The sequence below is a fragment of the Yersinia vastinensis genome (assembly GCF_902726565.1).
Lineage (GTDB): Bacteria > Pseudomonadota > Gammaproteobacteria > Enterobacterales > Enterobacteriaceae > Yersinia > Yersinia vastinensis.
In genome coordinates, this window is record NZ_CACVAF010000001.1 from 477,233 (window position 1) to 493,821 (window position 16,589).

Consider the following 16,589-nt stretch of genomic DNA (forward strand, 5'->3'; position numbering starts at 1 on the left):
GTTGATTACTTTGCTAGCTGCTGTTTTGCTAATTGATGTAATAAACGCTCAACTGGGGCGGCCAATCCTACCGACTGTGGCTGTGCTAAGTTATACCAGAGACCCGCGCCATCATCCATGCATCCACGGTTTGATGCAGTATCCAACCACATAGGGACAATATCCAAATGGAAGTGACTGAAGGTGTGACGAAAAGCGGTTAGCTGCTGCAAACTGTCTGACGCGATACCCCGTTGCTGTATCCAATTATTCAGTTCTTCTTGTTCCGCAAATTGCGGAAAACAAAATAGCCCACCCCATAACCCTACGGGAGGGCGCTGTTCCAGCCATACTTGAGCATCATTTTGCAGCAAAAGAAAATAGGCTGTTTTCTCTGGTATCGTCTGCTTGGGCTTTTTCCCAGGATAGCGCGCCCAGCTATGATTGGCATAAGCAACACAGCCAGTATTCAAGGGACAAAGTTCGCATTTAGGTTTCGAACGGGTACAAACAATCGCGCCTAAATCCATCATCGCCTGATTAAATTGGCCCACACCTTTGGCGGGAGTGACATCTTCACTGATTTGCCACAAGCGGCTTTCGACCTCTTTTTTACCGGGCCACCCTTCAACGGCATAGCAACGTGCTAATACTCGCTTCACATTGCCGTCTAAAATAGGAAAATGTTGCCCCAAAGAGAGCGATAAAATCGCCCCAGCGGTAGAGCGGCCAATTCCGGGGAGCGCAAGTATTTCGTCAAACGTAGTCGGGAATTCCCCCTGATGGCGTTCAACCACGGTTTGGGCTGCTTTATGCAGGTTTCTGGCACGAGCGTAGTAGCCTAATCCCGTCCATAAATGCAAAACTTCATCCAGCGATGCGGCGGCCAGAGCACGAATATCAGGGAAATGCTGCATAAAACGCTGGAAATAGGGAATGACTGTCGCAACCTGTGTTTGTTGCAACATCACTTCTGATAGCCAGACTTGGTAAGGCGTTTTATCCAACTGCCATGGCAGTGTTTTGCGACCAAAGCGTTGGTACCACTCCAGTACCACGTGCGCGAATTGTTGCGCTTGCATCATAAGCAGGTATCGATATCCGGCAGATAAATAAATGAGGGCTGGATTGCAGCATAGAGTTTAGTGGCTGTAAACCGGAACTTTCCGCCTTTCCCCTTTGTATTTGGCACCACAGCGGTGTTAGCGGCGCTCACTCGCCCGAATCACTTACCTCAGTAAGCTCATCGGGACTCATTCGTTTGCTGCCTTGCTGTGATACCAACTACTTCGGGGAATTTTTGTATTTGGCACCACAGCGGTGTTAGCGGCGCTCACTCGCCCGAATCACTTACCTCAGTAAGCTCATCGGCGCTCACTCGCCTGAATCGCTAATATTAGGGATATATAGGATATTTACAGCTTAATTTTGTACTTATGACGTCCATAGTTGATAAACTGGCGTATCTTTGCATAATGCGCGTTCACATCCGCAACCAACAGACAGAAAGCACCATGATAAATGACGTCATATCCCCGGAATTTGATGAAAATGGCCGTGCCATGCGGCGTATTCGTAGTTTTGTTCGCCGTCAGGGGCGCCTGACCAAGGGCCAACAACAGGCGCTCGATAACTACTGGCCGGTGATGGGCGTAGAATATCAGGCGACCCCTGTTGATTTAACTGCATTATTTGGCCGTGAAGCGCCGGTTGTATTAGAGATCGGATTTGGTATGGGAACTTCGCTGGTGGCTATGGCCGCCAATAATCCACAGCAGAACTTTCTGGGAATAGAAGTTCACTCTCCAGGTGTCGGCGCTTGTCTTGGCTCGGCCCATGAAGCGGGGCTGAGTAACTTGAGAGTGATGTGCCATGATGCGGTCGAAGTGTTGGAAAATATGATCCCGGATGCATCGTTGGACATGGTTCAGCTGTTTTTCCCTGACCCATGGCACAAAGCACGCCATAATAAACGTCGTATCGTTCAGGCTCCTTTTGTCGAATTAGTAAAAAGTAAATTAAAAGTGGGTGGCGTGTTCCATATGGCGACCGACTGGCAGCATTATGCGGAACATATGTTGGAGGTGATGTCAGGTGCGAACGGATACCGCAACCTGTCTGAACAGAATGATTATGTTCCTCGTCCGGACTCACGTCCGCTGACAAAATTTGAATTACGTGGCCAGCGTCTGGGACATGGCGTTTGGGATCTGATGTTTGAGAGGAAAGAATAATGGCTAAGAATCGTAGTCGTCGTTTACGCAAAAAGATGCATATCGATGAGTTTCAGGAGTTAGGTTTTTCTGTGCAGTGGACCTTCCCTGAAGGGACCAGCGTTGAAGTGATTGATAAAACTGTCGATGATTTTATCGATGAAGTTATTGAAGCAAACGGTCTGGCATTTGATGGCAGTGGCTATATGCAGTGGGAAGGTCTGATTTGTCTGCAAGAGATCGGCCATTGTACCGATGAACACCGTGAGTTGGTGACCAAATGGCTGGAAGCCCGCAAAATGAAAAATGTAGAAACCACTGAGCTATTTGATATTTGGTGGGATTGATCTTCCGTTATGACGGCAGATAATGAATAAGGGCGCCTAAGCAGGCGCCTTTGTTTTTATCAGGCGCAGTTAGCGAAAGCAGTTACTGGCAATTTATTGGGAGCATCGCTGTGGCAACAGATTTAGATAATGCCTTGTTGGCGGATATCTTGCAGCAAGTTCGGCCGTTGATTGGTCAGGGAAAAGTGGCTGATTATATTCCCGCTTTGGCTGAGGTTTCCCCGGGCAAGCTGGGTATTGCGGTCTGCACGCTGGATGGCACCCTATTTCAGGCTGGAGATGCTGATGAACGCTTCTCTATTCAGTCGATTTCGAAAGTATTAAGTCTGACTTTGGCTTTATCTCGTTATCCTGAGCAAGATGTGTGGCAACGGGTGGGCAAAGAACCCTCCGGCCAACCTTTTAACTCTTTGGTTCAGTTAGAATTAGAAAAGGGTAAACCGCGCAATCCTTTTATTAATCCAGGGGCGCTAGTGGTATGCGATATGCTGCAAAGCCGCCTAAGTGCTCCGAAGCAGCGGATGTTGGAAGTGGTGCGCCAACTCGTTAATGACGATAGCATCAGTTACGATTCTCGTGTGGCTCGATCGGAATTTGAACATTCCGATCGTAATGCTGCCATCGCCTATCTGATGAAGTCTTTTGGCAATTTCAACAATGATGTGCTGACGGTGCTTCAAACCTATTTCCACTACTGTGCTATACGCATGAGCTGTGTCGAGCTGGCTCGCTGTTTTGTCTATCTGGCGAATCAGGGGCGCAGTATTGGTGAGCATGAATCATTGATTACACCAATGCAGGCGCGACAAATCAATGCGCTGATGATTACCAGTGGCATGTATGATGGGGCGGGTGAGTTTGCCTTCCGTGTGGGTATGCCCGGCAAGTCCGGTGTCGGTGGTGGGATTATTGCCATCGTGCCCGATGAGTTGTGTATTGCGGTTTGGTCACCGGAACTAGACCGTGCAGGGAACTCTCTTGCCGGAACGGCTGCCTTAGAACTATTGGCGCAGCGGATTGGCCGCTCCATTTTTTAGGACTGCTCCCCTACGTCGGGTGGGGACTAGTACGTTATAACTAGCGATAAAGCCATAGGAATATTGTATGGCACAGTTTCTTAGGAGTCTTATGTTACCTAAAATGAAAGTATGGCGAACTGTGGGTCTGGCGGTATTAATGTTCACCGCTTGGCAGGCGCAAGCTGACTATCAATGCAGCGTAAAACCGCAGGATGATGTGATTATCAGCCCGCAATCCGTACAGGTGGTTGGGGCCAGTGGTAATTTACAGATTTCGCCTGACGGTGATGTTATCCGCAATGGCAAGACATTAACGTTGACCGATGTGCAGCGCCAACAAGCTTTTCGCTATCAGACGGCATTGCGTAAAGATTTACCTTGGATAGATCAGGGCGCTCAACAGCATCTCGAAAAAGCGCGGGTTTCGCTGGATAAAGTGATTGTTCAGCAGTTGGGGAGCAACAGTAATGTGCGCAACCGGCTGACCACCTTGAATGACCAGCTCAAGCAACAAATGAGCCGCATTATTGAAAAACGCAGTGATGGCTTAACCTTCCACCATCAGGCCATTGATCAAGTAGAAAAAGATGGCCGTCAGTTGGTACAGCAAAGTATGGGGGGGGTATTGCAAGATAGCTTGAATGAGATGGGTGTCAAGCAAGCTACCAGTGGCAGTGGGGGAAATAATCCATTGCAGGCCATTATGGGTAATTTGGGTGGGCTACAGCAGGCTATCCAAAACGAATGGAACAATCAGGAACAGGACTTCCAGCAGTTCGGACACGAAGTGTGTGGGCGCGTGACGGCACTGGAGCAGCAGCGGAAGGATTTACTCAAATCTCTTAATTGATAGAGTAAGCAGGCTCGGGCCGAAAATACCGCCTGAGCCTGCTTTTATCCATCAGACTTACAAAAACAGCTCTAACAGCGAGTTAAGGAATAACTTACCTTTCTCGGTAATCTGCCAGTACTCCTCTGTCTCAATTAAGTATTCTTTTGCTAATGCGGCGTCTAACTGTGGGCGAATGGTGCTTTCGGGCAACCCGGTAAAATGGGTAAAATCTGCACGCGGTGCGGCCTCCAGCAAGCGGAAACGGTTCATAAAGAACTCAAAAGGCCGATCCGCAGCCTCTACTTCGTATTGCTTATCCAGATAGTTACCCTGCATAAAACCACGGGGATGCTTGGTTTTTATCGTGCGTAAAATACGCCCGTCGCTGAAGGTGACTTTGCCGTGCGCACCACAGCCAATCCCCAGATAATCACCAAAGCGCCAGTAGTTAAGATTGTGCTGACATTGGTAACCCGGTTTAGCATAGGCAGAAGTTTCATATTGCTGATAGCCAGCGGCGCTAAGTAACTGATGCCCTTGTTGGAAAATATCCCACAGCGCGTCGTCATCCGGCAGTGTCGGTGGGCGCGAACTGAAACCGGTGTTTGGCTCAATAGTGAGCTGATACCAAGACAGATGAGGAGGGTTCAATGCGATGGCTTGGCGCAAATCGTCCAGCGCTTCCTCCAGCGATTGATCCGGCAAGCCGTGCATCAAGTCCAGATTAAAACTGCGCAGGTTCAATGAGGTTGCCAGTTCTGCGGCGCGTTTCGCTTCATTTGGCCCGTGTATCCGCCCCAAACGCGTTAACTTCTGGGCACTAAAACTTTGCACACCAATAGAGATGCGATTGATACCGGCGCGTTGATAGCCACTAAAGCGATCTGCTTCAACCGCCCCGGGATTGGCTTCCATGGTAATTTCAGCGTCAACAGCAACAGATAATCTGGCACGAACACCATCAAGCAACTGCTGCATGGCTTCAGCACTGAGTAAACTGGGGGTGCCTCCACCAATAAAAATAGTGCTGATTTCACGGTCACCGACCAATGGCACGTCGGCATCCAAGTCCGCTAGCACGTGCTCTACATATTCCTGATGGGGCACATCGCCTTTTAGTGCATGGGAATTAAAGTCACAGTAAGGGCACTTTTGCACACACCAAGGGATGTGAATGTAGAGACTCAGCGGTGGTAATTTAAGCATTGCGCAGAGCATCCAACATCAGTTTTAGGGCCTGACCACGATGCGAAACCGCATGCTTCTCTTCGCGGGTTAATTCCGCAGCGGTCTTACCTAATTCGGGGACATAGAAAATAGGATCATAGCCAAATCCAGCCGTACCGGCAGGCTGATGAGCAATCTCACCTGGCCATTGGCCGTGAAACACCAATGGGGTTGGATCTTCAGCATGGCGCATATAGACCAGCACGCAGTGGAATTGTGCTCCGCGCTGCCCATCTGGAATATCTTTTAATGCAACAAGTAGCTTCTCAAGATTCTCTTGATCACTGGCATCAGGGCCGGCATAGCGAGCAGAATAGATCCCCGGCGCACCGCCTAAAGCATCAACAGCCAAACCTGAGTCATCGGCGATAGCGGGTAAACCGGTGGTCAGTGCCGCGTGACGCGCTTTTAATATGGCGTTCTCGATAAAGGTTAAGCCTGTCTCTTCGGCAGACTCGACACCCAGTTCGGTTTGCGCGACAACATCCAAACCAAAATCGGCCAGCAAGTTTGCCAGTTCACGCACTTTACCGGGGTTACCGGTAGCTAATACTACTTTTTGCATGGAAGGGTCCTGAATTTCATTTGGGCTGACTGTCAGCCGCCCAATTCTAGCGGAAAGTCTCTGCTATTCGAGCAGTGCCGCAACTTCTGGCGGGATCTGTTGCGGGTTAACGATTTTGATCTGTTTATGCCGCCCCAATTCACCTTTTTCGATAATCACTTGGCTTTTCGCAACTTTGAACTGTTTCGCGATAAATTTAACCAAATGGGCATTAGCCTGACCATCAACGGGTGGGGCGGTAATGGCGACTTTGAGTTCATCGCCATGTAAACCGACTATCTGATCACGGCTGGCTTTCGGCTGAATATATAGCCTGAGTATCAGCCCGTCCAGCAAGGGGGTGACTACACTCACAGCACGAACCAAAGCTCGCCTAGCAAATCCATACCTAAATAATTGATCAGATACAGGATAAGGATGACCACCATCGCGGAGAAATCGATACCGCCCATAGCAGGTAAGATACGACGAATCGGTGCCATTAATGGTTCAGTTAACTGATACAGCAGGTAGTCCATCGGGCTGCGGCCCTGACTGACCCAGCTCATTAATGCTCGAATAATCATTACCCAGAAAATCAGATAACCGGCTGCTTTCACCAGCGAAATCACACCGAACAGCAGATTGTACAGGCTAACTGACATTGAGCCGCTCTGAATTAGTACCAGCAGCGGGTATTTAATGGTCATCAACAGGAATGCCAGCAGCAACGAGGCACTGTCGATAGGCCCCAGAGAGGGGATAATCCGGCGCAATGGGCCAACAATTGGCTGGGTTATTTTCACTACAAATTGCGAGAATGGGTTGTAAAAATCGCTGTGAACCCACTGCATCCAGATGCGCAACAGCAGTACCATCACATATAGGTCAATGACCGTTTTGGCCAGAAAAGTCAGCGTTAGCATGAGTTGCCTTAGTCCTTAATATTGGAATATACGTACAAACGGAAATGTACTCGCATACTTATAGACCCCTATCTTAACGAGAAAGTGACAGGGGCAGTGTCGGATTTTGTAAATTTTTACTGCCGCTAGAACAACTTTTCCATCTCTTTTGCGCGTGCGATGGCTGCTTGCATCGCGCTGGCAACAGTTTCTGTTAAATGTTGTTCATTAAATACCCGTATTGCCTCCGCCGTGGTTCCTCCTTTAGAGGTGACCTGTTCGCGTAATGTCGCAAGAGGCAATTGCGGGTTGGCTTCCACCAGTGCGGTGGCGCCTGAAGCGGCCTGTTGTACCAGCAGGCGGGCGGTTTCACTGTCAAAACCTAGCCGTTCAGTTTCTTGCTGCATGGCTTCCATAAACAGGAAGAAATAAGCAGGTGCACTGCCTGCGGCAGCAATCACGCTATTGATGCCACTTTCATCATTCACCCAGCAGACTTTTCCGACCGAACTCATCAGTGAAGCTGTAAAATCACGGTCGGCAATAGACACCTGTTCTGGTGCATAAAGACCGCTCATCCCTTTGCCTACCAGCGACGGAGTATTTGGCATAATACGTACCAGATTGAGTTTTTTATTCCCCAATAACGCATAGAAACGTTCAACTTGCACACCAGCGGCAATGGAGAGCACCAGTTTACCGGTGAAATCGATATTTTCTTGCAATGGCTGACATACCGTCGCCATTAATTGAGGCTTGACCGCCAAAACCACCACCTCGGCTTTTTGTGCTGCGGCGATATTATCATCAGTGCTGATAACACCAAATTCAGTGGCCAAAGCATCGCGATTTTTACCTGAAGGTGCGCAAACGCTGATCATTTGGGCAGGGTAACCACCGGCAATCAAACCTGCGATAATTGCGCGTGCCATATTGCCCGCGCCAATGAATGTAATATTGCGATGCTGCATTGAGTCAGTTCTCCTTTACCCGTCGTACTTGAAGCCGCTGCGGCGTTAGCGCCTCAACCGTGGCCCGATGATATCGAATGTTTACGCGCGAGAGCCGAATATGGCGGTGCCAATACGCACTAACGTGCTACCCGCCGCAATGGCGGCTGCCATGTCATCTGTCATCCCCATGGAAAGCGTATCCATCTGAGGGTAGCTGGCTTTTAAAGTCAAGAATGCCTGATTCATTTGCTCAAATACGGCCAGTTGGCGTTGATAATCTGTTTCTGGCGCAGGAATAGCCATCAGCCCACGTAAATGTAGGTTAGGTAAATCGCTAATACTGGCCGCTAATGCAGGTAATTCTGCCAAGGTAATACCGGATTTACTTTGCTCATCACTGATATTGACTTGAATCAGTATGTTCAGCGCGGGCATCTCGCCCGGGCGTTGGGCACTGAGTCGTTGTGCAATTTTGAGCCTGTCGACGGTATGGCACCAAGCAAAATTTTCTGCCACTAATTTGCTTTTATTGGATTGAAGTGGGCCGATAAAGTGCCATTCAAGATTAGCTGTATGGGAGCTATCAGCAAAATAGTGGATTTTATCCACCCCTTCCTGCACATAGTTTTCGCCAAAGGCATATTGCCCAGCGGCGATGGCTTCTTCGATAGCGGTCACAGGCTTAGTTTTACTGACCGCAAGTAATGTCACTTCTTCTGGAGAACGTGCGCAATTGCGTGCAGCGGTTGCGATTCTCGCTCTGACATCCTGTAGATTTCGCTCAATTGTACTCATATGGCCCCAGGAGTTTGATATGGATTTCACTGAACAGGATTTCGAAAATAAGGTGGCGGCTAGTGTAAATCATAATGCATCGGATCTGCACCTTTGTACCGGTTATCACCCAGTATTACGCATAGCGGGAGAATTGAAGACCTTGACGCATTGGCCACAAATCAGTGCTTCATGGCTCAATGGGCTTAGTCGGCATTTGCTGAGTGAGGCGCAGCAACATCAGTTACTGCACATGGGGCAGGTAGATTGTGCTTACACCACGTCCATAGGCCAACGGTTGCGGGCGAATATTTTTCAGCAACGGCAAGGGGTGTCGGTAGCTTTTCGTTTAATTTCAGCCAATTGTCCGGTATTGGAGGAATTAGATGCCCCGCAGATTATTAATCAACTTATTGAACAAGAGAATGGTTTGATTCTGGTTACTGGTGCCACAGGCAGTGGCAAATCCACTACATTGAACGCGATGGTCAATGCCATGAATCAGCAGCAAGCACGTCACATTATCACGTTGGAGGATCCGATCGAGTTTATCCATAACAGTAAATTATGTTTGATCCAGCAGCGGGAGTTAGGCTGTCATACCCATTCTTTTAGCAGTGCTTTAAGTGGGGCGCTACGGCAGGATCCAGATATTATTTTGCTAGGGGAGTTACGGGATCAAGAAACGATTAGGTTGGCGCTGACCGCAGCTGAAACCGGGCATCTGGTATTGGCAACATTGCATACCCGTACGGCAACTCAGGCGGTGGATCGGTTAGTGGATGTTTTTCCTGCTGTAGAGAAAATGGTCATTCAGGCGCAGTTAGCCGCCAGTTTACGCGGGGTTATCGCGCAAAAGTTGTGCTCGAAAGTGGGGGGAGGGCGAATTGCTATATTTGAAGTGCTGACACAAACAACCGCAGCCAGCCATTTGATTCGTGAAGGTAAAACCTACCAATTACCTACGGTGATACAAGCTGGTGGGCAATGGGGAATGCAAACTTTTGAGCAGAGCATTGTGCAGCGGCAAAAGCAGGGGATGCTGGGTAACCGTAAAAGATCACCCGAATTAGAAGATTCAGGTGATCTTTAAGAAAATTATGCTGCTGGGATCTGTTGGGTAATACAGTGAATATTACCCCCGCCCAATAGGATCTCACGGGCAGGGACACCGACAATCGCATAATCGGGGAACATCTGCTGCAATAGATCCTGCGCAAGCCCATCTGTACGGCTATCGAGCAGTGGATAAATAATCTGCTGATTACTGATCAGAAAGTTGACATAAGATCCTGCCAACCGCTCACCGGCGGTACGGGGTACTGCATCACTGGACAATACATCGAATGTTTCGGCTTCAGTGTTATACAGCGGCCCAGGGGCTGGTAGCTTCCAGATCTTCAGCTTACGGCCTTGGGCATCGACGGCATTGGATAACACCTCAAAAGCAGCCACTGAACGTGCGTATTGAGGATCTTGCTGATCGTCAGTCCAATGCAGTGCAACTTCTCCTGGACGTACAAAGCAGCACATATTATCGATGTGACCATCAGTCTCATCGTTATACACGCCGTCCTGTAACCAGATGAAATGCGTGACACCAAGATATTCACGCAACAACTGTTCAATTTGCGCCTGATTCAAATGCGGATTGCGGTTGGGGTTCAGTAAACATTCAGCGGTGGTGAGTAAGGTGCCTTCACCATCAGTATGAATGGAGCCACCTTCGAGCACCAATGGGGCGCTGTAATGAGCATTATTTAGATAGTCACTGACTTGAACGGCAACTTTTTCATCTTGCTGCCAGTCACTATACAAGCCGCCGTTAAGACCACCCCAAGCATTAAATTGCCAGTCAACTGCGCGGCGCTCGCCAGCACCATTAATGACCATGGTTGGCCCGGTATCACGCATCCAGGCATCATCACTGGCCATTTCTACCAGTGTGACACTGGCAGGTAGAGTGGCTTTTGCCTGTGCCATAAACTCAGCGGGCACGCCCATAAAAACAGGAGTTGTGCGGCTGATGGCTTGCGCAACTTTAGCAAATGTTTGCTGTGCAGGAATGCCTTTGCCGCGCCAGTTATCTTGACGATATGGCCATAACATCCAGACGGCATCCTGCTTGGCCCATTCTGCAGGCATAAAGAAACCATCCTGCAATGGAGTACCCGACAATGCGGATGAACCTTGTAAAATCTTGTCCTGTGCAGACATAAGTTATCTCCGGGTCTTACCGTCAGAAGTGGCTAATGCCTGATACATTTCCGGGCGGCGATCGCGGAACAAACCCCATGATGCGCGTTGGGCGGCGATTTCCTGCAAATCAAATTCATGCACTAAAACCGCTTCATCCGTTTTGTTGGCTTGAGCCAGCAGAGCGCCAGTTTGGTCAGCAATAAATGATGAGCCGTAGAAGGTCATCTCCAAGCCGTCGATGAATTTACTTTTCTCAGTACCGATACGGTTAGAGGCAATCACTGGCACCAGATTTGCTGCGGCATGGCCCTGCTGGACACGGGTCCAGTGCGGCTGGCTGTCGATGTCAGGGAAAGCAGGTTCTGAACCAATGGCCGTTGGGTAGAAAATGACTTCAGCCCCAAGGAGTGCCAGACTGCGGGCCGTTTCCGGGAACCACTGATCCCAACAAATACCGACACCAACCTTAGCGTAGCGAGTCTGCCAGACTTTAAAGCCAGTATCGCCGGGGATAAAGAACTGTTTTTCTTGATAAGCCGGGCCATTAGGAATGTGCGTTTTACGGTAGACATCCATAACGGTGCCATCGGCATCAATCATCACCAGCGAGTTATAATAAGCATTGTTGGCTTTCTCAAAGAAACTCAATGGCAACACGACTTCCAGCTCTGCCGCTAGCTTGGAAAAGTGTTGAATTAACGGGCTATTGTCCAGCTCTTGGGCCAGAGCATAGTGTTCTGGGCTTTGATCAATACAGAAATAAGGTGCGGCAAACAGCTCCTGAATCAGGATTATCTGTGCGCCTTTGGCGTGTGCCTGGCGTACCAGCTTTTCGGCATTTTCAATGTTCTTAGGCAGGTCCCAAGAACAGGCCATTTGAGTCGCAGCAACAGTTACTTTTGTCATGAGAAAACCTCAATAAATGTAAAAAACACCCGCGAGGGGTGTGCAATATTTTAAGCCGCTGATTGGCGCATACCTAAATAATTTAGCGGCGCGGGTAGGCGGTGAGCAACCCGCGCGTTAAGCAAGAAAGGTATAAAGGTAGTATACAATTCCACGGGCTTGGGTGCCATGCTATGCAGGAGGGGCCGGGTCAGACCATAAAAATGGAAAGTGGAAAACAGTGGGTGATAAAGTCACGGGAATTCACTCAGCTAGCCTGTTCATCAAACCAACTTTCCAGAATGATGACTGCTGAAGCCGCGTCAACACTGCCCTTGTCCAGCGCACGATAGCCCCCACTGTCAAACAAATTAGCGCGAGCCTCAACGGTACTGAGGCGTTCATCTTGTAAGGCTATCTGTACACCAAAACGCCCATGCAGGCGGTTGGCAAACCGGCGCGCCCGGGCTGTCAGTGGCTGTTCGGTGCCATCCATATTCAGCGGCAACCCGACAACCACTAAGTCTGGTTGCCACTCTTTCAGCAGTTTTTCAACTTTTTGCCAGTCTGGTGTGCCGTCCTGCGCTTTAAATGAGGTCAGCGCTCTGGCGGTGCCAGTAACTTCCTGCCCGATAGCCACACCGATACTTTTAGTCCCAAAATCAAAGGCGATAATCGTGCGATTAGCCATTAAGCGTGCCCTGCTTGCGGAGCAATATTAAAGATATTAATGCCCAACTTATTTGCCGCCGCTTGCCAGCGTTCAGAGATGGGGGTGTGAAATAGAATGTCAGTATCTGCTTCAATGGTCAGCCAAGCATTATCCAGCAATTCCTGTTCTAATTGCCCCTGCTGCCAGCCCGCATAACCCAGAGCGACCAGCAGATTTTTAGGTTGCTCCGATGTGCCTAACGTCTCCAATACGTCTTTGGAGGTGGTTATCATGGTCTCTGCTGAAATCGGGATACTGGAACCAAAACCTTCCCGCGGCGAATGCAGGATAAACCCACGATCTTCTGCCAGTGGGCCACCCGACAATACCGGCTTATCCAATCGGATTGCCGGATCACGCGGTGATGGGGTGATTTTCAGTTTTTTCAGCACCGTCTCTACGGTGAACTGCTCCAGGGGTTTGTTAATCACCAGACCCATTGCACCCTCTTCGTTATGCTCGCAGATATAGATTACCGAGCGCATAAATTGAGGATCCTGCAATGAAGGCATAGCGATAAGAAAGTGATGCTGTAAATTCATTATGTTATATAGGGGATTCGCTGAGTTAAGGGGTGAACTGATGTCAGTATGCGGATAAATGCCGGTAAAGTCACGGGGGCAGCGCTCAGAAAAACGCCACCCCCGCATTTGTTGTTAATGATTTAGCTTGTTTTCATTAGAAGCTATAGCTGATGCCAACATTCGCTGTCACCGGAGAAGAGATGTTCTTACCCTTGGCAAATTTCACTTCAGAAGTCAGCGAAACATTTTTGGTTAACTGAGCATTCATCCCCAGACCAACATTCCCACGAGTACCGGATAAATCATTGCTGAACTGCTCGTTGTTAATCATCATCTTGTTGCCTTTAGCAAACTCCTGATCTACCGACAACATGGCATAGGGCTTGATAGTCGCGCCATTTTTCAATTTGATCTGATAACCAGTGTTCACGCCAAGGGTGCCAATAACCGACTGGTTACTTTTGCTTTGGGCTTGCATACCATTAGATAACTTATAGTTATCGTTAAATCCATTGAAGCCGCTGATGCCGACATAAGGCGTGACAGATAGCGCACCCCGCTGAATATTCTTACCCGCTTTTACGGCCAGACCAAGGCCTGCAAATTTTGATGTCCCTTTTGCTGCCTCCGCTCCGCGCATGGCGATATTGACATCCTGACTGAACTGGTTAGTTTTCAACACGCCATTAACGAAGTAACCCGTATGATGTTGATATAATGCGTAAGCACCTAGCGCGTAACTATCCACTTTGCCACTGCTTTGATAATCCGTTTTAACTGATGAATGACTGTGACTGGCAAAGCCACCGAATGTGAAACTGCCATTATCCATCTCTGCGGTTTTATCTGCCCCCAATGTCAGACCATTTAAGGTTTGATCGAAGTTGGTCGCAGTGCCATTAACCTTGAAATTGTTGTTCAAGTAAGTCAGCCAGACACCATCATCATGCGAAAAAGTAGCCAGTCGGTCTAAGCGGTTATTGACTGAGCTCAGTTCGGCATTAAAAATCACCGGGCTGGTATTTGCCACTGCCAGGATACCCGCGGTACTGGCGGTCAGTTTGCTGGTATTAGCGACTAACTTGAAGGTGCCATTGCCAGCATCAACCAGGTCATATTGATAGTTCCCCTGACTGATCGTGCTGTTTAGCTTAAAGTGGGCGCTGCTGCCGCTACCGACTTGGACGACATTCAAGTTAGTTGGCGTGGTACCACTGTCCTTCACTTCAATATCAAAGCTACCGTCAGCTTTGCCAATGACCTGAATCGGTGCACCGGTGGCATTACTCAAGGTGTTCAGTTTAAAAGTACCTTTACCACTCAATGTCCCCATTTGCAGTTGGGTATTATTGGTTACTTGAGTTAAGTCCACGACACCGCCATCCAGTACCACAGACTTAAAGCGATGTTGTGTGCCCTGTGGTGCGGCAAGGGTACGGACAGCACTGCGTTTAGTGCGCAGGCCACGAGCTTCTTCCGGCTCGCTCGCCAAGAAATTCATCTGCCCCGCTAAGTATAAATCCGTTTTTGCTGTATTAGCGCGGGCAAATATATCGATAATGCTGTCTTTATCCGCATTCAGTGCACCAGATACTGTGGCAGTATTGCTGATATTTATCGTGGAACTATGAAGTACAGCCCCGTTTAAAGCACCTTGCGCGGTAATGGTACTGCGAGTTGCGTTAAGGCCATTAACTTGAGCGCCTTCCTGCAAGTCGAAGTTACCGCCGCTCATGGTTAAGGTATTTATGATACCGCCATTAGCAGCCGTGACATTACCGGCACTGACCATATTGCTGGCTGTCCCGCCATTAACCACTACTGCCTCGCCACCTTTGGCGATATTGGCACTAACGGAAAGGGCATCAGTGCCGTTGACGATAAGTACACCGCCCGCAACGATATTTGTCCCGGTGTCAGTGCCGGCTTCGTTGTACAACATGCCCGATACCTGAGTGTTACTCATGTTAGCGTCTTTACTGTTCAGCATCGCCATGGCACGGAGGTTAATCGCCATGTCTTTGGTCTGAGCTTGGTCAGTGATCAGCACCTCTGGATTCAGAGTGTATGGATCGACGGTGTGATCACCATGATAAAGGGTGGCTTCATTACCATTAATCACGGCATTTTTAGAGAGGGCGGTACCGGTCAGAATATACTTGCCGTCAGCCATGACAACAGTACCGATATCCGTGCCCGAGTCATTGGTTAGGGTACCATTTTCAACGACAGTATTTTCCGCCAGAGAATCAGTTTCCAGAACTACTTTGCCGTCGTCAGTGATAATACTGCCTTTGGCTACACCACCGGCGAGCACCTTTTGAATGCCACCGTTAATTTTGGCATCCAGCGTGCTGGCATCTTTACTAACGGTAATATATGTGCCTGCTTTCGCGGTTAAGTTACTTTTGTTAACTTTAGTAACAATGATTGTCATTTTCTCTTTGTTAGCTTGTTGTTGGGCTTCATTTGCTTGTTTTTCTGTCTCTATTTTTAATTCATTCTTAATTTGTTGTTGCTTCTCAGCCTCTTCTTTTTCAGCTGTAGCTTTAGCTTCTTGGGTTTCAGCTAACTCTTTCTTTTCTTTTAACTCTTTAACTTCATTTTCTATTTTTTTGATGAAGTCATTAGTATTGTTCAGACTGCTTTCTGCACTTTTAATGTCCTGCTTCGCCTCATTGATCAATATTTCTGCGTCAGCAGCTTTATTTTGCTCGATCGCTATATTCCCACTCATATTTTTTATCATTTCATTGGATAAGTTAATTAACTCATTTGTCTGATCAATCTCTTTTAAAACATCTTTTAATTCTTGCTCACCAATGTTTATGAAACCAGGGGGAGTCTTGGACTCTTCATTTTCTTTTTTTAATTTAGCCGCTTTTTCTTCTAATGTTTTAAGCTCACTATTTGCTGAAGCTAGGGCTTGCTGCTGTTTTTCTACAATATTATTTAGAATAGTAAGTCGTTGTTCTGCAAAATTTTTTTCTTTAGTTTTTTCTTCGAGTTTTTTTTGTGCGTTAGCATTATTTTCTTTAATTTTTTCAGCTATATGTAATGTTTCTTGTCTTTCCTTTTCAGCTTGGCGTTTTTTAGCCACTATTAGGCTTTTTTCTATCTGAGCTTGTTGCGCTATTTTCGCTTTATCTGCGGCATGCTTGGCCGCTAGATCAGCATCTTGTTGTGCTTGTTTTGCTAACTGTGCTTTGTCTTCCGCTAATTTTTCAAGCAATGTTTTAGTTTCGGTTATTGTCGCTGTCTCTTTCTTTGTATCAATAACTAAAGTACTCGAGCTGGAGGTAGCATTACCAGATACTAACGCAGAGACAATAAGTGATAATGGCAATACACGTGTACGTAATACAATTTGCTTTTTCATGGTTTCGTTTAATCCTGATTTAAATATATCAAATAGAATAGAGAGGATTGCTTAACAATCGATGCGGCAAAGATATAGATGAAAAATAATCCAATCA

At 48.0% G+C, this 16,589-nt stretch carries 17 protein-coding genes; 5 read left to right on the top strand and 12 right to left on the bottom strand.

All coding sequences use genetic code 11. The features are described from left to right. Positions 1 to 5: 5 nt before the first annotated feature. Positions 6 to 1,064 carry an A/G-specific adenine glycosylase gene (mutY, locus tag HUZ92_RS02125; protein ID WP_174846774.1) on the bottom strand — a complete coding sequence of 353 codons (1,059 nt, stop codon included), beginning with the start codon at positions 1,062 to 1,064 and terminating at the stop codon, positions 6 to 8. A gap of 429 nt (positions 1,065 to 1,493) precedes the next feature. Between mutY and trmB the strand changes: the two genes are divergently transcribed. From trmB to HUZ92_RS02145, 4 genes are all read left to right on the top strand, one after another. After that, positions 1,494 to 2,213, top strand: a complete 720-nt coding sequence (gene trmB / locus HUZ92_RS02130; protein ID WP_050098161.1) for a tRNA (guanosine(46)-N7)-methyltransferase TrmB — start codon at positions 1,494 to 1,496, stop codon at positions 2,211 to 2,213. Continuing rightward, positions 2,213 to 2,539, top strand: a complete 327-nt coding sequence (locus HUZ92_RS02135; protein ID WP_050097958.1) for a YggL family protein — start codon at positions 2,213 to 2,215, stop codon at positions 2,537 to 2,539. Before trmB ends, HUZ92_RS02135 begins: the two co-directional genes overlap by 1 nt. Before the next feature lie 110 nt (positions 2,540 to 2,649). Next, positions 2,650 to 3,576 (top strand): glutaminase B, encoded by a 927-nt coding sequence (gene glsB, locus HUZ92_RS02140; RefSeq protein ID WP_050098162.1) that lies wholly within the window; start codon positions 2,650 to 2,652, stop codon positions 3,574 to 3,576. A gap of 91 nt (positions 3,577 to 3,667) precedes the next feature. Then, positions 3,668 to 4,408: a YggN family protein gene (locus HUZ92_RS02145; protein WP_050097959.1), complete on the top strand. Its 741-nt coding sequence runs from the start codon at positions 3,668 to 3,670 to the stop codon at positions 4,406 to 4,408. A 57-nt stretch (positions 4,409 to 4,465) separates the two neighbouring features. Here HUZ92_RS02145 and hemW read toward each other — a convergent pair whose 3' ends face one another. From hemW to HUZ92_RS02175, 6 genes are all read right to left on the bottom strand, one after another. After that, a complete protein-coding gene (gene hemW / locus HUZ92_RS02150; RefSeq protein ID WP_050140234.1) occupies positions 4,466 to 5,596 on the bottom strand; it encodes a radical SAM family heme chaperone HemW in 1,131 nt (376 codons plus the stop codon). Then, positions 5,589 to 6,182 carry an XTP/dITP diphosphatase gene (locus tag HUZ92_RS02155; RefSeq protein WP_050097961.1) on the bottom strand — a complete coding sequence of 198 codons (594 nt, stop codon included), beginning with the start codon at positions 6,180 to 6,182 and terminating at the stop codon, positions 5,589 to 5,591. Before HUZ92_RS02155 ends, hemW begins: the two co-directional genes overlap by 8 nt. 63 nt (positions 6,183 to 6,245) lie before the next feature. Beyond that, entirely contained in the window at positions 6,246 to 6,536 is a 291-nt protein-coding gene (gene yggU, locus HUZ92_RS02160) for a DUF167 family protein YggU (protein ID WP_145579856.1), read from the bottom strand. Beyond that, complete coding sequence (locus HUZ92_RS02165; protein ID WP_050097963.1) at positions 6,533 to 7,087, bottom strand: YggT family protein; 555 nt, start codon at positions 7,085 to 7,087, stop codon at positions 6,533 to 6,535. The genes yggU and HUZ92_RS02165 overlap by 4 nt, the downstream gene beginning before the upstream one ends. Before the next feature lie 125 nt (positions 7,088 to 7,212). Further along, positions 7,213 to 8,037: a pyrroline-5-carboxylate reductase gene (gene proC / locus HUZ92_RS02170; protein WP_050296066.1), complete on the bottom strand. Its 825-nt coding sequence runs from the start codon at positions 8,035 to 8,037 to the stop codon at positions 7,213 to 7,215. An 81-nt stretch (positions 8,038 to 8,118) separates the two neighbouring features. After that, a complete protein-coding gene (locus tag HUZ92_RS02175; protein ID WP_145579857.1) occupies positions 8,119 to 8,814 on the bottom strand; it encodes a YggS family pyridoxal phosphate-dependent enzyme in 696 nt (231 codons plus the stop codon). A gap of 19 nt (positions 8,815 to 8,833) precedes the next feature. Between HUZ92_RS02175 and HUZ92_RS02180 the strand changes: the two genes are divergently transcribed. Next, on the top strand, positions 8,834 to 9,886 hold the full coding sequence (locus tag HUZ92_RS02180) for a type IV pilus twitching motility protein PilT (protein WP_072087747.1): 1,053 nt from the start codon (positions 8,834 to 8,836) through the stop codon (positions 9,884 to 9,886). A 5-nt stretch (positions 9,887 to 9,891) separates the two neighbouring features. On the opposite strand, the gene aguA is transcribed toward HUZ92_RS02180, so the two are convergent. From aguA to HUZ92_RS02205, 5 genes are all read right to left on the bottom strand, one after another. Continuing rightward, the gene (gene aguA, locus HUZ92_RS02185) at positions 9,892 to 11,010 is read right to left on the bottom strand and encodes an agmatine deiminase (RefSeq protein WP_050097966.1); all 1,119 of its coding nucleotides are present in this window, start codon (positions 11,008 to 11,010) and stop codon (positions 9,892 to 9,894) included. Positions 11,011 to 11,013: 3 nt separating this feature from the next. Beyond that, complete coding sequence (aguB, locus tag HUZ92_RS02190; RefSeq protein ID WP_050097967.1) at positions 11,014 to 11,898, bottom strand: N-carbamoylputrescine amidase; 885 nt, start codon at positions 11,896 to 11,898, stop codon at positions 11,014 to 11,016. A gap of 247 nt (positions 11,899 to 12,145) precedes the next feature. Beyond that, complete coding sequence (gene ruvX / locus HUZ92_RS02195; RefSeq protein ID WP_050296068.1) at positions 12,146 to 12,568, bottom strand: Holliday junction resolvase RuvX; 423 nt, start codon at positions 12,566 to 12,568, stop codon at positions 12,146 to 12,148. Then, positions 12,568 to 13,131 carry a YqgE/AlgH family protein gene (locus tag HUZ92_RS02200; protein WP_050098164.1) on the bottom strand — a complete coding sequence of 188 codons (564 nt, stop codon included), beginning with the start codon at positions 13,129 to 13,131 and terminating at the stop codon, positions 12,568 to 12,570. The genes ruvX and HUZ92_RS02200 overlap by 1 nt, the downstream gene beginning before the upstream one ends. A 136-nt stretch (positions 13,132 to 13,267) precedes the next feature. Beyond that, entirely contained in the window at positions 13,268 to 16,492 is a 3,225-nt protein-coding gene (locus tag HUZ92_RS02205) for an autotransporter outer membrane beta-barrel domain-containing protein (RefSeq protein WP_050296069.1), read from the bottom strand. Positions 16,493 to 16,589: the final 97 nt, after the last annotated feature.